Origin of the sequence: Kitasatospora sp. NPDC015120, from assembly GCF_043080305.1 — a bacterium.
Taxonomy (GTDB): Bacteria; Actinomycetota; Actinomycetes; order Streptomycetales; family Streptomycetaceae; genus Kitasatospora.
Genome location: NZ_JBIBVJ010000001.1, coordinates 251,446 through 265,202, shown reverse-complemented (window position 1 = coordinate 265,202; position 13,757 = coordinate 251,446). Strand labels below are relative to the sequence as shown.

Here is a 13,757-nt window from a genome sequence, read left to right as displayed (position 1 = left end):
GACGATCACGTTGAGGTGAAGAGATGCCATTGACCCCCGAGGACGTTCGGAACAAGCAGTTCACGACCGTCCGCCTGCGCGAAGGCTATGACGAGGACGAGGTCGATGCCTTCCTCGACGAGGTCGAGGCGGAGCTGACCCGTCTCCTCCGCGAGAACGAGGACCTGCGCGCCAAGCTGGCCGCAGCGACCCGGGCCGCCGCGCAGAACCAGGCCAACATGCGCAAGGAGCCGCCGCAGGACGCCCGGCCCGGCGCCCCCGTGCCGGCGGCCATATCCGGCCCGCCGGTCCCCGGCCAGCAGGGCGGCCCGGGCGGCCCGCAGCAGCAGATGGGCCCGGGCGGTCCGCAGCAGCAGATGGGCCCCGGCCCGCAGCAGCAGCAGATGGGCAACCAGCCGCTCGGCCTGCCGTCCGGCGCCCCGCAGCTCCCCGCCGGCCAGGGCGGTCCGATGGGCGGCCCCGGCGGCCCGCAGCAGCAGATGGGTCAGACCATGGGCGGCCAGCAGCAGCTGGTCCAGCCGATGGGCGGTCAGATGCTGCAGCCGATGGGCGGCCCCGGCGGCCCGCAGGGCATGGGCAACCCCATGGGCCAGGGCATGGGCCAGCAGCAGATGCAGCAGATGGGCGGCCCCATGGGCGGCCCGCAGCAGATGGGCGGCCCGATGGGCGCCCCGATGCAGCAGCAGGGCCCCGGCGGCGACAGCGCCGCCCGGGTGCTGGCGCTCGCCCAGCAGACCGCCGACCAGGCGATCTCCGAGGCGCGTTCCGAGGCCAACAAGATCGTCGGCGAGGCCCGCAGCCGCGCCGAGGGCCTGGAGCGCGACGCCCGTGCCAAGGCCGACGCGCTGGAGCGGGACGCCCAGGAGAAGCACCGGGTCGCGATGGGCTCGCTGGAGTCCGCCCGCGCCACGCTGGAGCGCAAGGTCGAGGACCTGCGGGCGTTCGAGCGCGAGTACCGGACGCGCCTGAAGTCCTACCTGGAGACCCAGCTGCGCCAGCTGGAGTCGCAGGCGGACGACTCGCTCGCCCCGCCGCGGATCCCCGCCACCGCCTCGCTGCCGCCGGCCGCGTCGTCGATGGCCCCCGCCGGTGCGAGCGCGATGAGCAGCCCCTCGCCGAGCTTCGGCGGCAGCCAGCCGTCGTTCGGCGGGAACCAGCCCTCCTTCGGCGGGCAGAGCTCCTTCGGCGGGAACTCCGGTGCGCCGGGCTTCGGCGGGCAGGCCTCGGGCGGCAACTCGGGTGCGCCGCAGATGCAGCCGGCCGGCATGACCCAGCCGATGGCGGCGGTCCGGCCGCAGCCGCCGCAGCCGATGCAGCAGGCTCCCGCGCCCATGCGGGGCTTCCTGATCGACGAGGACGGCGACAACTAGGCGCGCTGTTCGTAGCGAGCGCCCCCTTCCTGACCCTTCGGGTCCGGGAGGGGGCGCTTTCGCGTGGTGGCGCGCCGGGTCGGGGCACGGCGCAGCCGCCGCCGGTCGTGGACCGGCGGCGGCTGCGGCGGGTTCGGTCAGGCCTTGCGGAGCTGGAAGGCGAGGCCGAGGGAGTCGTCGGAGAAGGTGTCGGACTGCCAGTCGGCGGCGCCGGCGGCGAAGTCGGTGGCGAGGACCTCCTCGGCGACGAGGGCGCCGTGCTCGGCGATGGCCTCCGCGGTCTCGTCGCTGGTGGCCCGCCAGCGCAGGACGATCCGGTCGGCGACGTCCAGGCCGGAGTTCTTGCGGGCCTCCTGGATCTGGCGGATCGCGTCGCGGGCGATGCCGAGGCGCTTCAGCTCGGGGGTGATCGCCAGGTCGAGGGCGACGGTGGCACCGGACTCGTTGGCGACGGCCCAGCCCTCGCGCGGGGTCTCGGTGATGATCACCTCCTCGGGGGAGAGGGTGACGCTCTCGCCGTTCAGCTCGACGGAGGTGGTGCCCCCGGTGCGCAGTTCGGCGGCGAGCCTGGCGGCGTCCGCGGCGGCGACCGCCTTGGCGACGTCCTGCACGCCCTTGCCGAAACGCTTGCCCAGCGCGCGGAAGTTGGCCTTGGCGGTGGTGTCGACCAGCGATCCGCCGTCCGCCCCGGAGGGGGACGACGCGGCGAGCGACTCCAGGGCGGAGACGTTGAGCTCCTCGGCGATCTGCGCGCGCAGGTCGGCGGGCAGCTCGTCCCAGCCCTGGGCGGCGACCAGGGCCCGGGACAGCGGCTGACGGGTCTTCACGCCGGACTCGGCGCGGGTGGCCCGGCCCAGCTCGACCAGACGGCGGACCAGCGCCATGTGGCGGGAGAGGTCGGCGTCGACCAGCGACTCGTCCGCCTGCGGCCAGCCGGCCAGGTGGACCGAGAGCGGCGCGTCCGGGACCACCGGGACGACCAGGTCCTGCCAGACCCGCTCGGTGATGAACGGGGTGAGCGGGGCCATCAGCCGGGTGACCGTCTCCAGCGCCTCGTGCAGGGTGGCGAGCGCGGCGGCGTCGCCCTGCCAGAAGCGGCGGCGGCCGCGGCGCACGTACCAGTTGGAGAGGTCGTCGACGAAGCCGGAGAGCAGCTTGCCGGCGCGCTGGGTGTCGTACGCCTCGAAGGCCGCGTCGACCTCGCGGACCAGGGTGTTCAGCTCGGAGAGCACCCAGCGGTCCAGCTGCGGGCGGTCGGCCGGGGCCGGGTCGGCCGCGGACGGGGCCCAGCCGGAGGTGCGGGCGTACAGGGCCTGGAAGGCGACGGTGTTCCAGTAGGTGAGGAGGGTCTTGCGGACCACCTCCTGGATCGTGCCGTGGCCGACCCGGCGGGCCGACCAGGGCGAGCCGCCGGCGGCCATGAACCAGCGGACGGCGTCGGCGCCGTGCTGGTCCATCAGCGGGATCGGCTGCAGGATGTTGCCCAGGTGCTTGGACATCTTGCGGCCGTCCTCGGCCAGGATGTGGCCCAGGCAGACGACGTTCTCGTACGAGCTCCTGTCGAAGACCAGGGTGCCGACGGCCATCAGCGTGTAGAACCAGCCGCGGGTCTGGTCGATCGCCTCGGAGATGAACTGCGCCGGGTAGCGCTTCTCGAACAGCTCCTTGTTCTGGTACGGGTAGCCGTACTGGGCGAAGGGCATCGAGCCCGAGTCGTACCAGGCGTCGATCACCTCGGGCACCCGGGTGGCGGTGCCGGAGCACTCGCGGCAGGCGAAGGTGACGTCGTCGATGTACGGGCGGTGCGGGTCGAGGCCGCTCTGGTCGGTGCCGGTCAGCTCGGTCAGCTCGGCCAGCGAGCCGACGCAGGTGAGGTGGCCCTCCTCGCAGCGCCAGATCGGCAGCGGGGTGCCCCAGTAGCGGTTGCGGCTGAGCGCCCAGTCGATGTTGTTGTTCAGCCAGTCGCCGAAGCGGCCGTGCTTGACGTTCTCGGGGAACCAGTTGGTGGCCTCGTTCTCCCGGACCATGGCGTCCTTGACCGCGGTGGTGCGGATGTACCAGGACGGCTGCGCGTAGTAGAGCAGCGCGGTGTGGCAGCGCCAGCAGTGCGGGTAGCTGTGCTCGTACGGCAGGTGGCGGAAGAGCAGGTCACGGGCCTGGAGGTCCTTGACCAGGGCCTCGTCGGCCTTCTTGAAGAACTGGCCGCCGACCAGCGGGACCTCGGGGGCGAAGGTGCCGTCGGCCAGCACCGGGTTGACCACCGGCAGGCCGTACCTGCGGCAGGTCGCGAGGTCGTCGGCGCCGAAGGCGGGCGACTGGTGGACGATGCCGGTGCCGTCCTCGGTGGTGACGTACTCGGCGTTGAGGACGTAGTGCGCGTTCTCGATCTCGACCAGGTCGAACGGGCGGCGGTAGGCCCAGCGCTCCATCTCGGCGCCGGTGAAGGACTCGCCGGTCGGCTCCCAGCCCTCGCCGAGGGCCTTGGCCAGCAGTGGCTCGGCGACCACCAGCTGCTCGGTGCCGTCGGTGGCCACCACGTAGGTGACCTCGGGGTGCACGGCGGCGGCGGTGTTGGAGACCAGGGTCCACGGGGTGGTGGTCCACACCAGCAGGGCGGCCCGGCCGGCCAGCGGACCGCTGGTCAGCGGGAAGCGGACGAAGACCGAGGGGTCGACGACGGTCTCGTAGCCCTGGGCCAGCTCGTGGTCGGAGAGGCCGGTGCCGCAGCGCGGGCACCAGGGGGCGACCCGGTGGTCCTGGACCAGGAGGCCCTTGTCGAAGATCTGCTTGAGCGACCACCAGACGGACTGCACGTAGGACGGGTCCATGGTGCGGTAGGCCTCGTCGAGGTCGACCCAGTAGCCCATCCGGGTGGTGAGCTCGGTGAACGCGTCGGTGTGGCGGGTCACCGACTCGCGGCACTTGGCGTTGAACTCGGCGATCCCGTACGCCTCGATGTCCTGCTTGCCGGAGAAGCCGAGCTCCTTCTCGACGGCCAGCTCGACCGGCAGGCCGTGGCAGTCCCAGCCGGCCTTGCGGGCGACGTGGTAGCCCTTCATCGTCCGGTAGCGGGGGAAGACGTCCTTGAAGACGCGGGCCTCGATGTGGTGGGCGCCGGGCATGCCGTTGGCGGTCGGCGGGCCCTCGTAGAAGACCCACTCGGGGCGGCCCTCGGACTGCTCCAGGCTGCGCTGGAACACCTTGTTGTCCTGCCAGAAGGAGAGGATCTGGTGTTCGAGGGCGGGCAGGTCGACCTGCGCGGGGACGGGGTTGTAGGTGCTGGCCATCGCGGGCGTCTACCTCCGGCGGATGCGTGGACGGGATCCGACGGAGGGACGAGACGGCGTGCCGTCCCGCGGTACCACCCTCCTTGGCCGCGGTCCTGCGTGCGGCCCTCTTGTTTGGGCTTGCGGCCGGGTCTACTGGGCCGGCGATCGAGGTCGCGGACCGTTCTTCCGGCGGCTCCGGGGTGATCTTCGCGCGGTGCACACCCCCGGGCTCGCACCGTCCCCGGGTCGCTGGTGGCTGCGTACTGCGGTACTCGTCCCCATCTGCGCCTTGCAGGCCCAGTGTATCGGCCGTCGCAAGTCGGTTTCGGCGCGCCCGGCCCGGGGGCACAACTCTGTTCGGCGTGCTGGGCGTGGCGGTTGTGACGTCTGCCCGAGTGGGATCATTGTGGGGCGTCGGTATGTCATGTTGTGACCGATTTTGATCGGGATTATCGTTCCGGCACTGGAAGCCGCCGGGAACCGGCGGCTCGATTCGTTCGTAGATGGGGTCGAAGCCATGGCTGAGAAGGCAACCGGCGCGGGTACCGCCACCAAGCGGACACGCAAGGCCGTGGCAGGCGACCCAGGGGAGGGGACCGTGACCACTACCGCACGGCGCAAGAACACCACCGACACCACCCTCGTGGCCCCGGGCCGCACCCGTCCCCCGGCTCCGGCCGGGGCCGCCGCCCGGTCCGCCGGCGGCGCCGAGTCGGTCGACCCGGCCGAGCTGCCGGTCCGGCCCGGCGAGGACCCGTGGACCTCCGAGGAGGTGCACGAGCTGCACGCCGAGCTGATCAGCGACATCGACCGGCTCCAGCACGAGATCGGCGCGGCCGAGGCCGCCATCACCGGTCTGATGCGCGACTCCAACGACGGAGCCGGCGACGACCAGGTGGACGCCGGTACGAAGAACATCTCGCGGGAGAGCGAGCTGGCGCTGGCCAACAACGCCCGCGACAGCCTCGCCCAGACCGAGCACGCGCTGGCCCGGCTGGAGGGCGTGGGCTTCGGCACCTGCGAGTCCTGCGGCCAGGCCATCGGCAAGGCGCGGATGCAGGCGTTCCCCCGGGCGACGCTGTGCGTCCAGTGCAAGGCGAAGCAGGAACGCCGCTGACGGCTCCGGGCGAGCGGCCGGGGCGACGCGGGGGGTCGGGCGTGCCGTAGGCTCGACCCCGTAACGTCGCCCGACCCCTCGGCGGATCGGGCTTCCCACCGGCCCTCGGCCCCCCACGTCACGGCAGCGGAGCGGATCATCAGTACGCAAGGTTCCCCCCAGACCCGGGACGAGTCCGTCCCGACGCCCGCCGACGTCGCGGCCGGGGCCGTCCCGGTTGACGGGGAGGACCCCGCGGCGCCCGCCGCCCGGCCGGAGGCTCCTGCCGGACCGGAGTCCTCCGCCCAGCCGGAGGCCGCCGCCCTGCCGCAGGCTCCGGCGCGGACCGGGGAACCGGCCCCGGCCGGGGAGGCCGCGCCGGCCGAGGAGCCGAAGGGCCCCCGGCGGATCGGCGTGCTGCTGATCATCGCCCTGCTCGCCTTCCTGATCGACCTCGGCAGCAAGCTGCTGGTCGTCGCCCGGCTGGAGAACCACGCGGCGATCAAGGTGATCGGCGACGTGGTGACCTTCCAGGTGATCCGCAACTCCGGCGCCGCCTTCGGCATGGGGCAGGCGCTGACCGTCGTCTTCACCATGATCGCCTCGGCGGTCATCGTGGTGATCTGGCGGATCGCCCGGCGGCTGTACAGCCTGCCCTGGGCGATCGCCCTGGGCCTGCTGCTCGGCGGGGCGCTGGGCAACCTCACCGACCGGCTGTTCCGCTCGCCCGGCGTCTTCCGCGGGCACGTGGTGGACTTCATCTCGGTCCAGCACTTCGCGGTCTTCAACCTCGCCGACTCGGCGATCGTCTGCGGCGGCATCCTGGTCGTCCTGCTCTCCTTCCGGGGCAGCAACCCGGACGGCACCGTGCACCAGCCGGCGGACAAGGGCGAGAAGGCCGGCGGGGCCGAGTAGCGTCACGGCCCCGGCGCCGCGGGAGGCGTCCGGCGGGGCGGCGCGCGTCCGGCATACTCGTACGGGTGAGTACCGCAGCGCAGATCCGCAGCCTCCCCGTTCCCGACGGCCTGGAGGGCGAGCGCCTCGACGCCGCCCTCGCCCGGATGTTCGGCTTCTCCCGGACCAAGGCCGCCGAGCTGGCCGCCGACGGCAAGGTGACGCTCGACGGCGCAGTCGCCGGCAAGTCGGACCGGGTCACCGCCGGCTCCTGGCTGGAGGTCGAGATCCCGGCGCCCGCCGCACCGGTGCGGATCGTCGCCGAGCCGGTCGAGGGCATGCGCATCGTCCACGACGACGAGGACATCGTGCTCGTCGACAAGCCGGTCGGCGTCGCCGCGCACCCCAGCCCCGGCTGGACCGGCCCCACCGTGATCGGCGGGCTCGCCGCGGCCGGCTACCGGATCTCCACCTCGGGCGCCGCCGAGCGCCAGGGCATCGTGCACCGGCTGGACGTCGGCACCTCCGGGCTGATGGTGGTGGCCAAGTCGGAGCGCGCCTACACCGACCTCAAGCGGCAGTTCCACGACCGGGTGACCGCGAAGAAGTACCACACCCTGGTCCAGGGCCACCCGGACCCGCTCAGCGGCACCGTCGACGCGCCCATCGGGCGGCACCCCAGCTCCGACTGGAAGTGGGCCGTCACCCGCGAGGGCAAGCCGTCGATCACCCACTACGACCTCGTCGAGGCCTACCGGGCCGCCTCGCTGCTGGACATCAAGCTGGAGACCGGCCGCACCCACCAGATCCGCGTCCACATGTCCGCGCTGCGCCACCCCTGCGTCGGCGACCTCACCTACGGGGCCGACCCGACACTCGCCAAGCGGCTGGGCCTGACCCGGCAGTGGCTGCACGCCGTGTCGCTCGGCTTCGAGCACCCGGCGGACGGCGAGTGGGTGCAGTTCTCCAGCGAGTACCCTGCGGACCTGCGGAAGGCACTGGACATCATCGCGTCGGAGAGCTGAGGGGGCCGGACATGGACGGGACGATCAGGGTGGCGCGGGGGGAGGCCGACCTCGCGCTGGTGCACGGTGTCCGCCGGGACGTCTTCATCGTGGAGCAGGGGATCGCCGAGGAGGAGGAGTGGGACGACCTCGACGCCACCGCGGAGCACCTGCTGGCGTTCGGCGCGGACGGTGAGCCGGTCGGCACCGCGCGGCTGATCTTCGGGGAGCAGGCGCTGGGGCTCACCGGCGGGATCGAGGGCCGGGTGCTGCTCGGCCGGCTCGCGGTGCTGAGGGCGGCCCGGGGGACCGGGCTCGGCGCGCGGCTGGTGCGGGCGGTCGAGGCCGCGGGAGTGGCGCGCGGGGCGCGCGAGATGGAACTGCACGCGCAGGTGCACGCGCTCGGGTTCTACGAGCGTCTGGGGTACGCGGCCGAGGGGCCGGTCTACGAGGACGCCGGCATCCCGCACCGGACGATGACCCGGGTGCTCTAGGCCCGCTCCGGTCCACCGGGAGGCCTGGGCCCGCCGGGCCGGTGATTTTATCGGACGCCTACTCCGGGGGCGGCTACGATCACCGCCATGGAGCTCGGAGGGGCGTGGCGCCGGTGGCGAGGCCGTGGGACGGCCGCCGGACGGAGACTGGTGGCCGGGGCGGTGGCCCTGGTGGCCGTCGCCGGGGTCGGCACGGCGGTGGCCGTCGCGGCCGGCGGCGAGCAGTCCGTCCGGCAGGAGGACCGCTTCCTCGCCATGCCCGAGACGCCCGGCAGCCCGCAGGTCGTCCAGCTGGACACCTCCTTCTTCACCACCGGTGACGGCCCGCGCCCGGCCGTCCTGCTCGGGCACGGCTTCGGCGGCTCCAAGGAGGGCGAGCGGGAACGCGCCCAGGAGCTCGCCCGCCAGGGGTACGCGGTGCTGACCTGGTCGGCACGCGGCTTCGGGCGCTCCGGCGGGCGGATCGGGCTGAACGCGCCGGACCGCGAGGTCGAGGACGTCAAGCACCTGGTGGACTGGCTGGCGCAGCGCCCGGAGGTCCGGCAGGACGGCCCCGGCGACCCCCGGGTGGGGATCACCGGTGCCTCGTACGGCGGCGCGGTGGCGCTGCTCGGCTCCGCGTACGACAGCCGGATCGACGCGGTGGCCAGTGCGATCACCTGGTGGAACCTGGCCGACGCGCTGTTCCCGCAGGGGGTGCGCGGCTCCGGCGCGATCGACGGCGTGTTCAAGAAGCTGTGGGCCGGGATCTTCTTCACCACCGGCTCGGTGGGCGAGCTCGGACCGTCCGGCGGTGCGGCGCGGCCGGCCCTGGCGCCCGAGCAGGGCGGCGGTCAGGTCGGCTGCGGCCGGTTCCTGGACGAGCTGTGCCGGATGTACGACCGGGTGGCGGCCTCCGGGCACGCGGACCCCGAGGCCGTCGCACTGCTCGACCGCTCCAGCCCGTCCTCGGTCGCCGAGCGGCTGAAGGCGCCCACGCTGGTGGTCCAGGGCCAGCAGGACTCGCTGTTCCCGCTCGACCAGGGCGACGCGATCGCCCGGGCGGTGGCCGCCAACGGCGCCCCGGTGGCGGTGGACTGGTTCGCCGGCGGGCACGACGGCGCGACCGACACCAGTGACCGGGTGGACGCCCGGGTGGTGCAGTGGTTCGACCGCCACCTGAAGAGCGACGGGCCGAAGGGCGGCGGGGGAGACACCGGCGCGGCGTTCCGGGTGACCAGGACCGGCGGGGTCGACTCGACCGGCTTCCAGACGGTGCTGCGCGGGGCGAGCGCGGACGCCTACCCGGGCCTCGGCGGCACCGGCGCGCGGCGGATCGAGCTGAAGTCCCCCTCCGGCGAGGCCGAGCAGGCCTTCGCCAACCCGCCCGGCGGCGCGCCGCCCAACATCTCCGCGCTGCCGGGCTTCGGCGGCGCGCTCGGCCAGGCGTCCCAGCTGGGCGCCGGGCTGTCGCTGGACTTCCCCGGCCAGTACGCCGCCTTCGAGTCGGCGCCGCTGGACGGCTCGGTGCACCTGACCGGACAGCCGGCCGTGGACGTCCGGGTGGAGGCGGACCGGCCGGACGCGGTGCTCTTCGCCAAGCTGTACGACGTCGCCCCGGACGGCAAGCAGAGCCTGCCTCAGCAGCTGTCCGCCCCGCTGCGGGTGACCGGCGCGGACGCGCCCGGGGGGAGGACCGTCACGGTGGCGCTGCCCACCGTCGACCACACCTTCGACGCCGGGCACCGGCTGCGGCTGGTGCTCGCCTCGACCGACCTCGCGTACGCCTCGCCCACCGAGCCCGCCGCCTACCGGGCGGCCGTCACCGGACCGGTGACCCTGCCGACCGTCGAGGAGCTGGTCACCGAGGCGGCGCCGCTGCCGTCCCGGACCTGGGTGCTGCCGCTGGTGGCGCTCGCCCTGGCCGCCGCGCTGGTGCTGGTGCCGAGGCTGCGTGCGGCCCGGTCCGCGCGCCGGGCGCACGGACCGGCGTACGATCCGGCGCTGGCCGGGGTGCCGCTGCAGATCACCGGCCTGAGCAAGCGCTACAAGGGCGCCGCCGACCGGTACGCCGTCCGCGACCTGGGCTTCCGGGTGGAGCAGGGCCAGGTGCTCGGCCTGCTCGGGCCCAACGGCGCGGGCAAGACCACCACGCTGCGGATGCTGATGGGTCTGATCAGGCCGGACGCCGGCGAGATCCGGGTCTTCGGCCACCTGGTGCGGCCCGGCGCCCCGGTGCTCTCCCGGGTCGGCGCGTTCGTCGAGGGCGCGGGCTTCCTGCCGCACCTCACCGGGCGGGCCAACCTGCGGCTGTACTGGCAGGCCACCGGCCGTCCGGAGGCGGACGCGCACCTGGAGGAGGCGCTGGCCATCGCCGGGCTCGGCGAGGCGCTGGACCGGGCGGTGCGCACCTACTCGCAGGGCATGCGGCAGCGCCTGGCGATCGCCCAGGCCATGCTCGGCCTGCCGGACCTGCTGATCCTCGACGAGCCGGCCAACGGGCTGGACCCGCCGCAGATCCGTGAGATGCGCGAGGTGATGATCCGGTACGCGGCGGCCGGGCGGACCGTCATCGTCTCCAGCCACCTGCTGGCCGAGGTCGAGCAGAGCTGCAGCGACCTGGTGGTGATGGACCGGGGCCGGCTGGTCACCACCGGCGCGGTCGCGGAGATCGTCGGCGCGGGCGCGCAGCTGCTGATCGGCACCGACGCCTCGTTCGGGGCGATGGAGCTGGCGGCGGCGGCCGGGAAGGTGGCCGCGCTGGACGGGGTCGGCTCGGCGGAGGCCGTGGAGGGCGGACTGCTCGTCCGGCTGGACGGCATGACGGGCAGCCGGCTGCTCGCCGAGCTGGTGCGGCTCGGGGTGCCGGTGGAGTCGGCCGGGCCGCAGCGCCGGCTGGAGGACGCGTTCCTGTCGCTGATCGGAGGTGCGGCGTGAGCGCCGTGGATACGGAGGTGCCGGCCGGCCGGGCGGACGATCACGGGGCCGATCACGCGGCCGGCTACCGGGCCGGGCGGACCCTGCCGTTCCGGGTCGAGGTGGTCCGCCAGCTGCGGCGGCGCCGGACGCTGGTGATCGGCGGGGTGCTGGCCGCGATGCCGCTGGTCGTGCTGGCGGCGTTCGCGGTCGCGGGCACGCCCGGGCGGACCGGCCGGACCACGTTCATCGAGCTCGCCACGGCCTCCGGGCCGAACTTCGCGGCGACCATGCTCTTCATGGGCACCGGCTTCATGCTGGTGATCCCGGTCGCGCTGTTCTGCGGCGACACGGTGGCCTCGGAGGCCAGCTGGTCCTCGCTGCGCTACCTGCTGGCCGCGCCGGTGCCGCGGACCCGGCTGCTGGTGCGCAAGTTCCTGGTGGGGCTGCTCTTCTCGGCGGCGGCCGTGACACTGCTGCCGCTGGTCGGGCTGGCGGTCGGCACCGCGGCGTACGGCTGGGGGGACCTCCAGCTGCCCGTCGGGGCGAGCCTGACGGCGGGGGAGGCGCTGCCCCGGCTGGCGGTCGCGGTGGGGTACGTGTTCCTGAGCGAGATCGTGATCGCCGCGGCGGCGTTCTGGCTCTCCACCGCGACGGACGCGCCGCTGGGAGCGGTGGGCGGGGCGGTGTTCGCCTCGATCATCACCGGGGTGCTGGACGCCATCACGGCGCTCGGGGACCTGCGGGGCTGGCTGCCGGCGCACTGGCAGTACGCGTGGGCGGACGCCCTGCAGCCGCGGATGGAGTGGGGCGGGATGGTGCAGGGGGTGTCGCTCTCGCTGTCCTACGCGGCGGTGCTGCTGGCGCTCGCCTTCCGGGGGTTCGCCCGCAAGGACGTGGTGTCGTAGCGCGTCCGGGGCGCCTCCGGTGACGGCCCCGCCCTCCGGGGGCGGCCGGAGGGCGGGGCCGGTGCGGTGGTGGCTACTTGACGGGGGAGTAGACCCGTTCGATCCGCTGGGTGCCGGACTTGGTGCGGTAGGAACGCGTCCAGGTGCTGGTGGCGTCCTTGCGGGTCCGGTCGGAGAGGACGTAGTAGTCCATCTGCGTCTGGGCGGGGGTGACCTCCAGGACGCCGTAGCCGTGCGAGTCCAGGTCGACCCACTTGATGTGCGGGTTGGCGGCCTTGACCGCGGTGGCGGCGACCAGCGAGAGGGTCTGCGGCGCGACCTTGAGGATGTCGTCGATGTTGTCCGAGGTGACCGAGGTGACCACGAACTCGGTGGCGGCGCTGCCCGACAGCGGGTAGGTGGCGGCCTCGTTCGGGACGTCCGCGGCCCAGGCCGAGTGGATGTCGCCGGTGAGGAAGACGGTGTTGGTGATGCCGTTCGCCTTGAGGTGGCCGAGCAGCTCGCGGCGGTCGTGGGTGTAGCCGTCCCACTGGTCGGTGTTGATCGCCAGGCCCTCGCCGGGCAGGCCGAGCAGCTTGGCCAGCGGGCGCAGCAGGTGGTCCGGCAGCGAGAAGAGCGCGACCGGGGAGATCATCACCTCGTTGCCGATCAGCCGCCAGGTCGTGTCGGAGGCGGAGAGGCCGGCCTTCAGCCAGTCCATCTGGGCGCGGCCGGTGATGGTGCGGCCGGCCGCGTCGACCTCGCCGTTGCCGACCTTGACCTGCTGGGAGCGGAACGAGCGCTGGTCCATCAGGTGCAGGTCGGCGAGCTTGCCGTAGCGCAGGCGGCGGTAGGTGGTGCCGGCGACGGACGGGCGGACCGGCATCCACTCGAAGTAGGCCTGCTTGGCGCCGGCGACCCGGGCCGCCCAGTCGCCCTCGGCCCCCGGGGTGTGGTTCTCGGCGCCGCCGGACCAGGCGTCGTTGGCGAACTCGTGGTCGTCCCAGATCGCGATGGCCGGGACCTGGGCGTGCAGGGCCTGGAGGTCCTCGTCCGTCTTGTACCGGCCGTGGCGGGTGCGGTAGTCGGCGAGGGTGAGGATCTCGTGGGCGGGCGCGTGCGGGCGGACCACGGAGCCGGCGGCGCAGAACTCGCCGGTCTTGTACTCGTAGATGTAGTCGCCGAGGAAGAGGAAGGCGTCGAGGTCGCCGCGGGCCGCCAGGTGGCGGTAGGCGGAGAAGTAGCCGGCCTCCCAGTTGGCGCAGGAGGCGACGCCGAAGCGGAGCCGGTCGAGGGCGGCGTCGGCGGCCGGGGTGGTGCGGGTGCGGCCGACCGGGGACGTCGTGGCGCCGGCGGTGAAGCGGTACCAGTAGGCGGTGTCCGGGGTGAGGCCGCGGACGTCCGCCTTGACGGTGTGGTCGGTGGCGGCGGAGGTGGTCACGGTGCCGCTCGCCGCGATCCGGGTGAAGCCCTTGTCGGCGGCGAGCTCCCAGCGGACCTCGGTGTCGGCGCCCAGGCCCGAGCCGGGGACGGCCTCGGGGGCCGGGGTGACCCGGGTCCAGAGCAGGATGCCGTCGGGCAGCGGGTCGCCGGAGGCGACGCCGTGCAGGAACTGCGGGGCGGTGGCGGCCCGGGCCGTGGCTCCGAGGGTGAGCGGCAGGGCGGCGGCGCCCGCGACGATGGCGGTGGCCTTGAGCACCTGGCGGCGGTGGGGGCGGGCGGGGGTCATGTCTTCGACAAGGTCGGTCACGGCGGACAGGCTACCGGCGGGTAATGGGCTGTTCCAGAGGCAGAACTGACTGTTCGTCGTCGATTCACCGGCCCTGGGCGTCGCGCCACCGCGGCGGG

At 73.9% G+C, this 13,757-nt stretch carries 9 protein-coding genes; 7 read left to right on the top strand and 2 right to left on the bottom strand.

The window, feature by feature from the left end; genetic code table 11:
• Window positions 1-23: 23 nt before the first annotated feature.
• Complete coding sequence (locus ACF1AK_RS01145; RefSeq protein ID WP_391496681.1) at window positions 24-1,370, top strand: DivIVA domain-containing protein; 1,347 nt, start codon at window positions 24-26, stop codon at window positions 1,368-1,370.
• 137 nt (window positions 1,371-1,507) lie between these two features.
• On the opposite strand, the gene ileS is transcribed toward ACF1AK_RS01145, so the two are convergent.
• Complete coding sequence (gene ileS / locus ACF1AK_RS01140; protein ID WP_391496680.1) at window positions 1,508-4,657, bottom strand: isoleucine--tRNA ligase; 3,150 nt, start codon at window positions 4,655-4,657, stop codon at window positions 1,508-1,510.
• A 580-nt stretch (window positions 4,658-5,237) separates the two neighbouring features.
• Here ileS and ACF1AK_RS01135 point away from each other — a divergent pair.
• The 6 genes from ACF1AK_RS01135 to ACF1AK_RS01110 all read left to right on the top strand — a co-directional run bounded on the left by ACF1AK_RS01135 (window position 5,238) and on the right by ACF1AK_RS01110 (window position 11,930).
• Window positions 5,238-5,756, top strand: a complete 519-nt coding sequence (locus ACF1AK_RS01135) for a TraR/DksA family transcriptional regulator (RefSeq protein WP_380286833.1) — start codon at window positions 5,238-5,240, stop codon at window positions 5,754-5,756.
• A gap of 135 nt (window positions 5,757-5,891) precedes the next feature.
• Window positions 5,892-6,650, top strand: a complete 759-nt coding sequence (gene lspA / locus ACF1AK_RS01130) for a signal peptidase II (RefSeq protein ID WP_391497332.1) — start codon at window positions 5,892-5,894, stop codon at window positions 6,648-6,650.
• Window positions 6,651-6,715: 65 nt separating this feature from the next.
• Window positions 6,716-7,654: an RluA family pseudouridine synthase gene (locus ACF1AK_RS01125; RefSeq protein ID WP_391496679.1), complete on the top strand. Its 939-nt coding sequence runs from the start codon at window positions 6,716-6,718 to the stop codon at window positions 7,652-7,654.
• 11 nt (window positions 7,655-7,665) lie between these two features.
• Complete coding sequence (locus tag ACF1AK_RS01120) at window positions 7,666-8,127, top strand: GNAT family N-acetyltransferase (RefSeq protein WP_391496678.1); 462 nt, start codon at window positions 7,666-7,668, stop codon at window positions 8,125-8,127.
• An 87-nt stretch (window positions 8,128-8,214) separates the two neighbouring features.
• On the top strand, window positions 8,215-11,043 hold the full coding sequence (locus ACF1AK_RS01115; RefSeq protein WP_391496677.1) for an alpha/beta fold hydrolase: 2,829 nt from the start codon (window positions 8,215-8,217) through the stop codon (window positions 11,041-11,043).
• The gene (locus tag ACF1AK_RS01110; RefSeq protein WP_391496676.1) at window positions 11,040-11,930 is read left to right on the top strand and encodes an ABC transporter permease; all 891 of its coding nucleotides are present in this window, start codon (window positions 11,040-11,042) and stop codon (window positions 11,928-11,930) included. Before ACF1AK_RS01115 ends, ACF1AK_RS01110 begins: the two co-directional genes overlap by 4 nt.
• Before the next feature lie 73 nt (window positions 11,931-12,003).
• Here the strand turns inward: ACF1AK_RS01110 and ACF1AK_RS01105 are convergent, their stop codons facing one another.
• Window positions 12,004-13,638: an alkaline phosphatase D family protein gene (locus tag ACF1AK_RS01105; protein ID WP_391497331.1), complete on the bottom strand. Its 1,635-nt coding sequence runs from the start codon at window positions 13,636-13,638 to the stop codon at window positions 12,004-12,006.
• Window positions 13,639-13,757 lie beyond the last annotated feature (119 nt).

Coding starts and splice junctions, on each gene's coding strand:
- ACF1AK_RS01145 (WP_391496681.1), top strand. CDS start 24: ATGCCATTGACCCCCGAGGACGTTCGGAACAAGCAGTTCACGACCGTC.
- ileS (WP_391496680.1), bottom strand. CDS start 4,657: ATGGCCAGCACCTACAACCCCGTCCCCGCGCAGGTCGACCTGCCCGCC.
- ACF1AK_RS01120 (WP_391496678.1), top strand. CDS start 7,666: ATGGACGGGACGATCAGGGTGGCGCGGGGGGAGGCCGACCTCGCGCTG.
- ACF1AK_RS01115 (WP_391496677.1), top strand. CDS start 8,215: ATGGAGCTCGGAGGGGCGTGGCGCCGGTGGCGAGGCCGTGGGACGGCC.
- ACF1AK_RS01105 (WP_391497331.1), bottom strand. CDS start 13,638: ATGACCCCCGCCCGCCCCCACCGCCGCCAGGTGCTCAAGGCCACCGCC.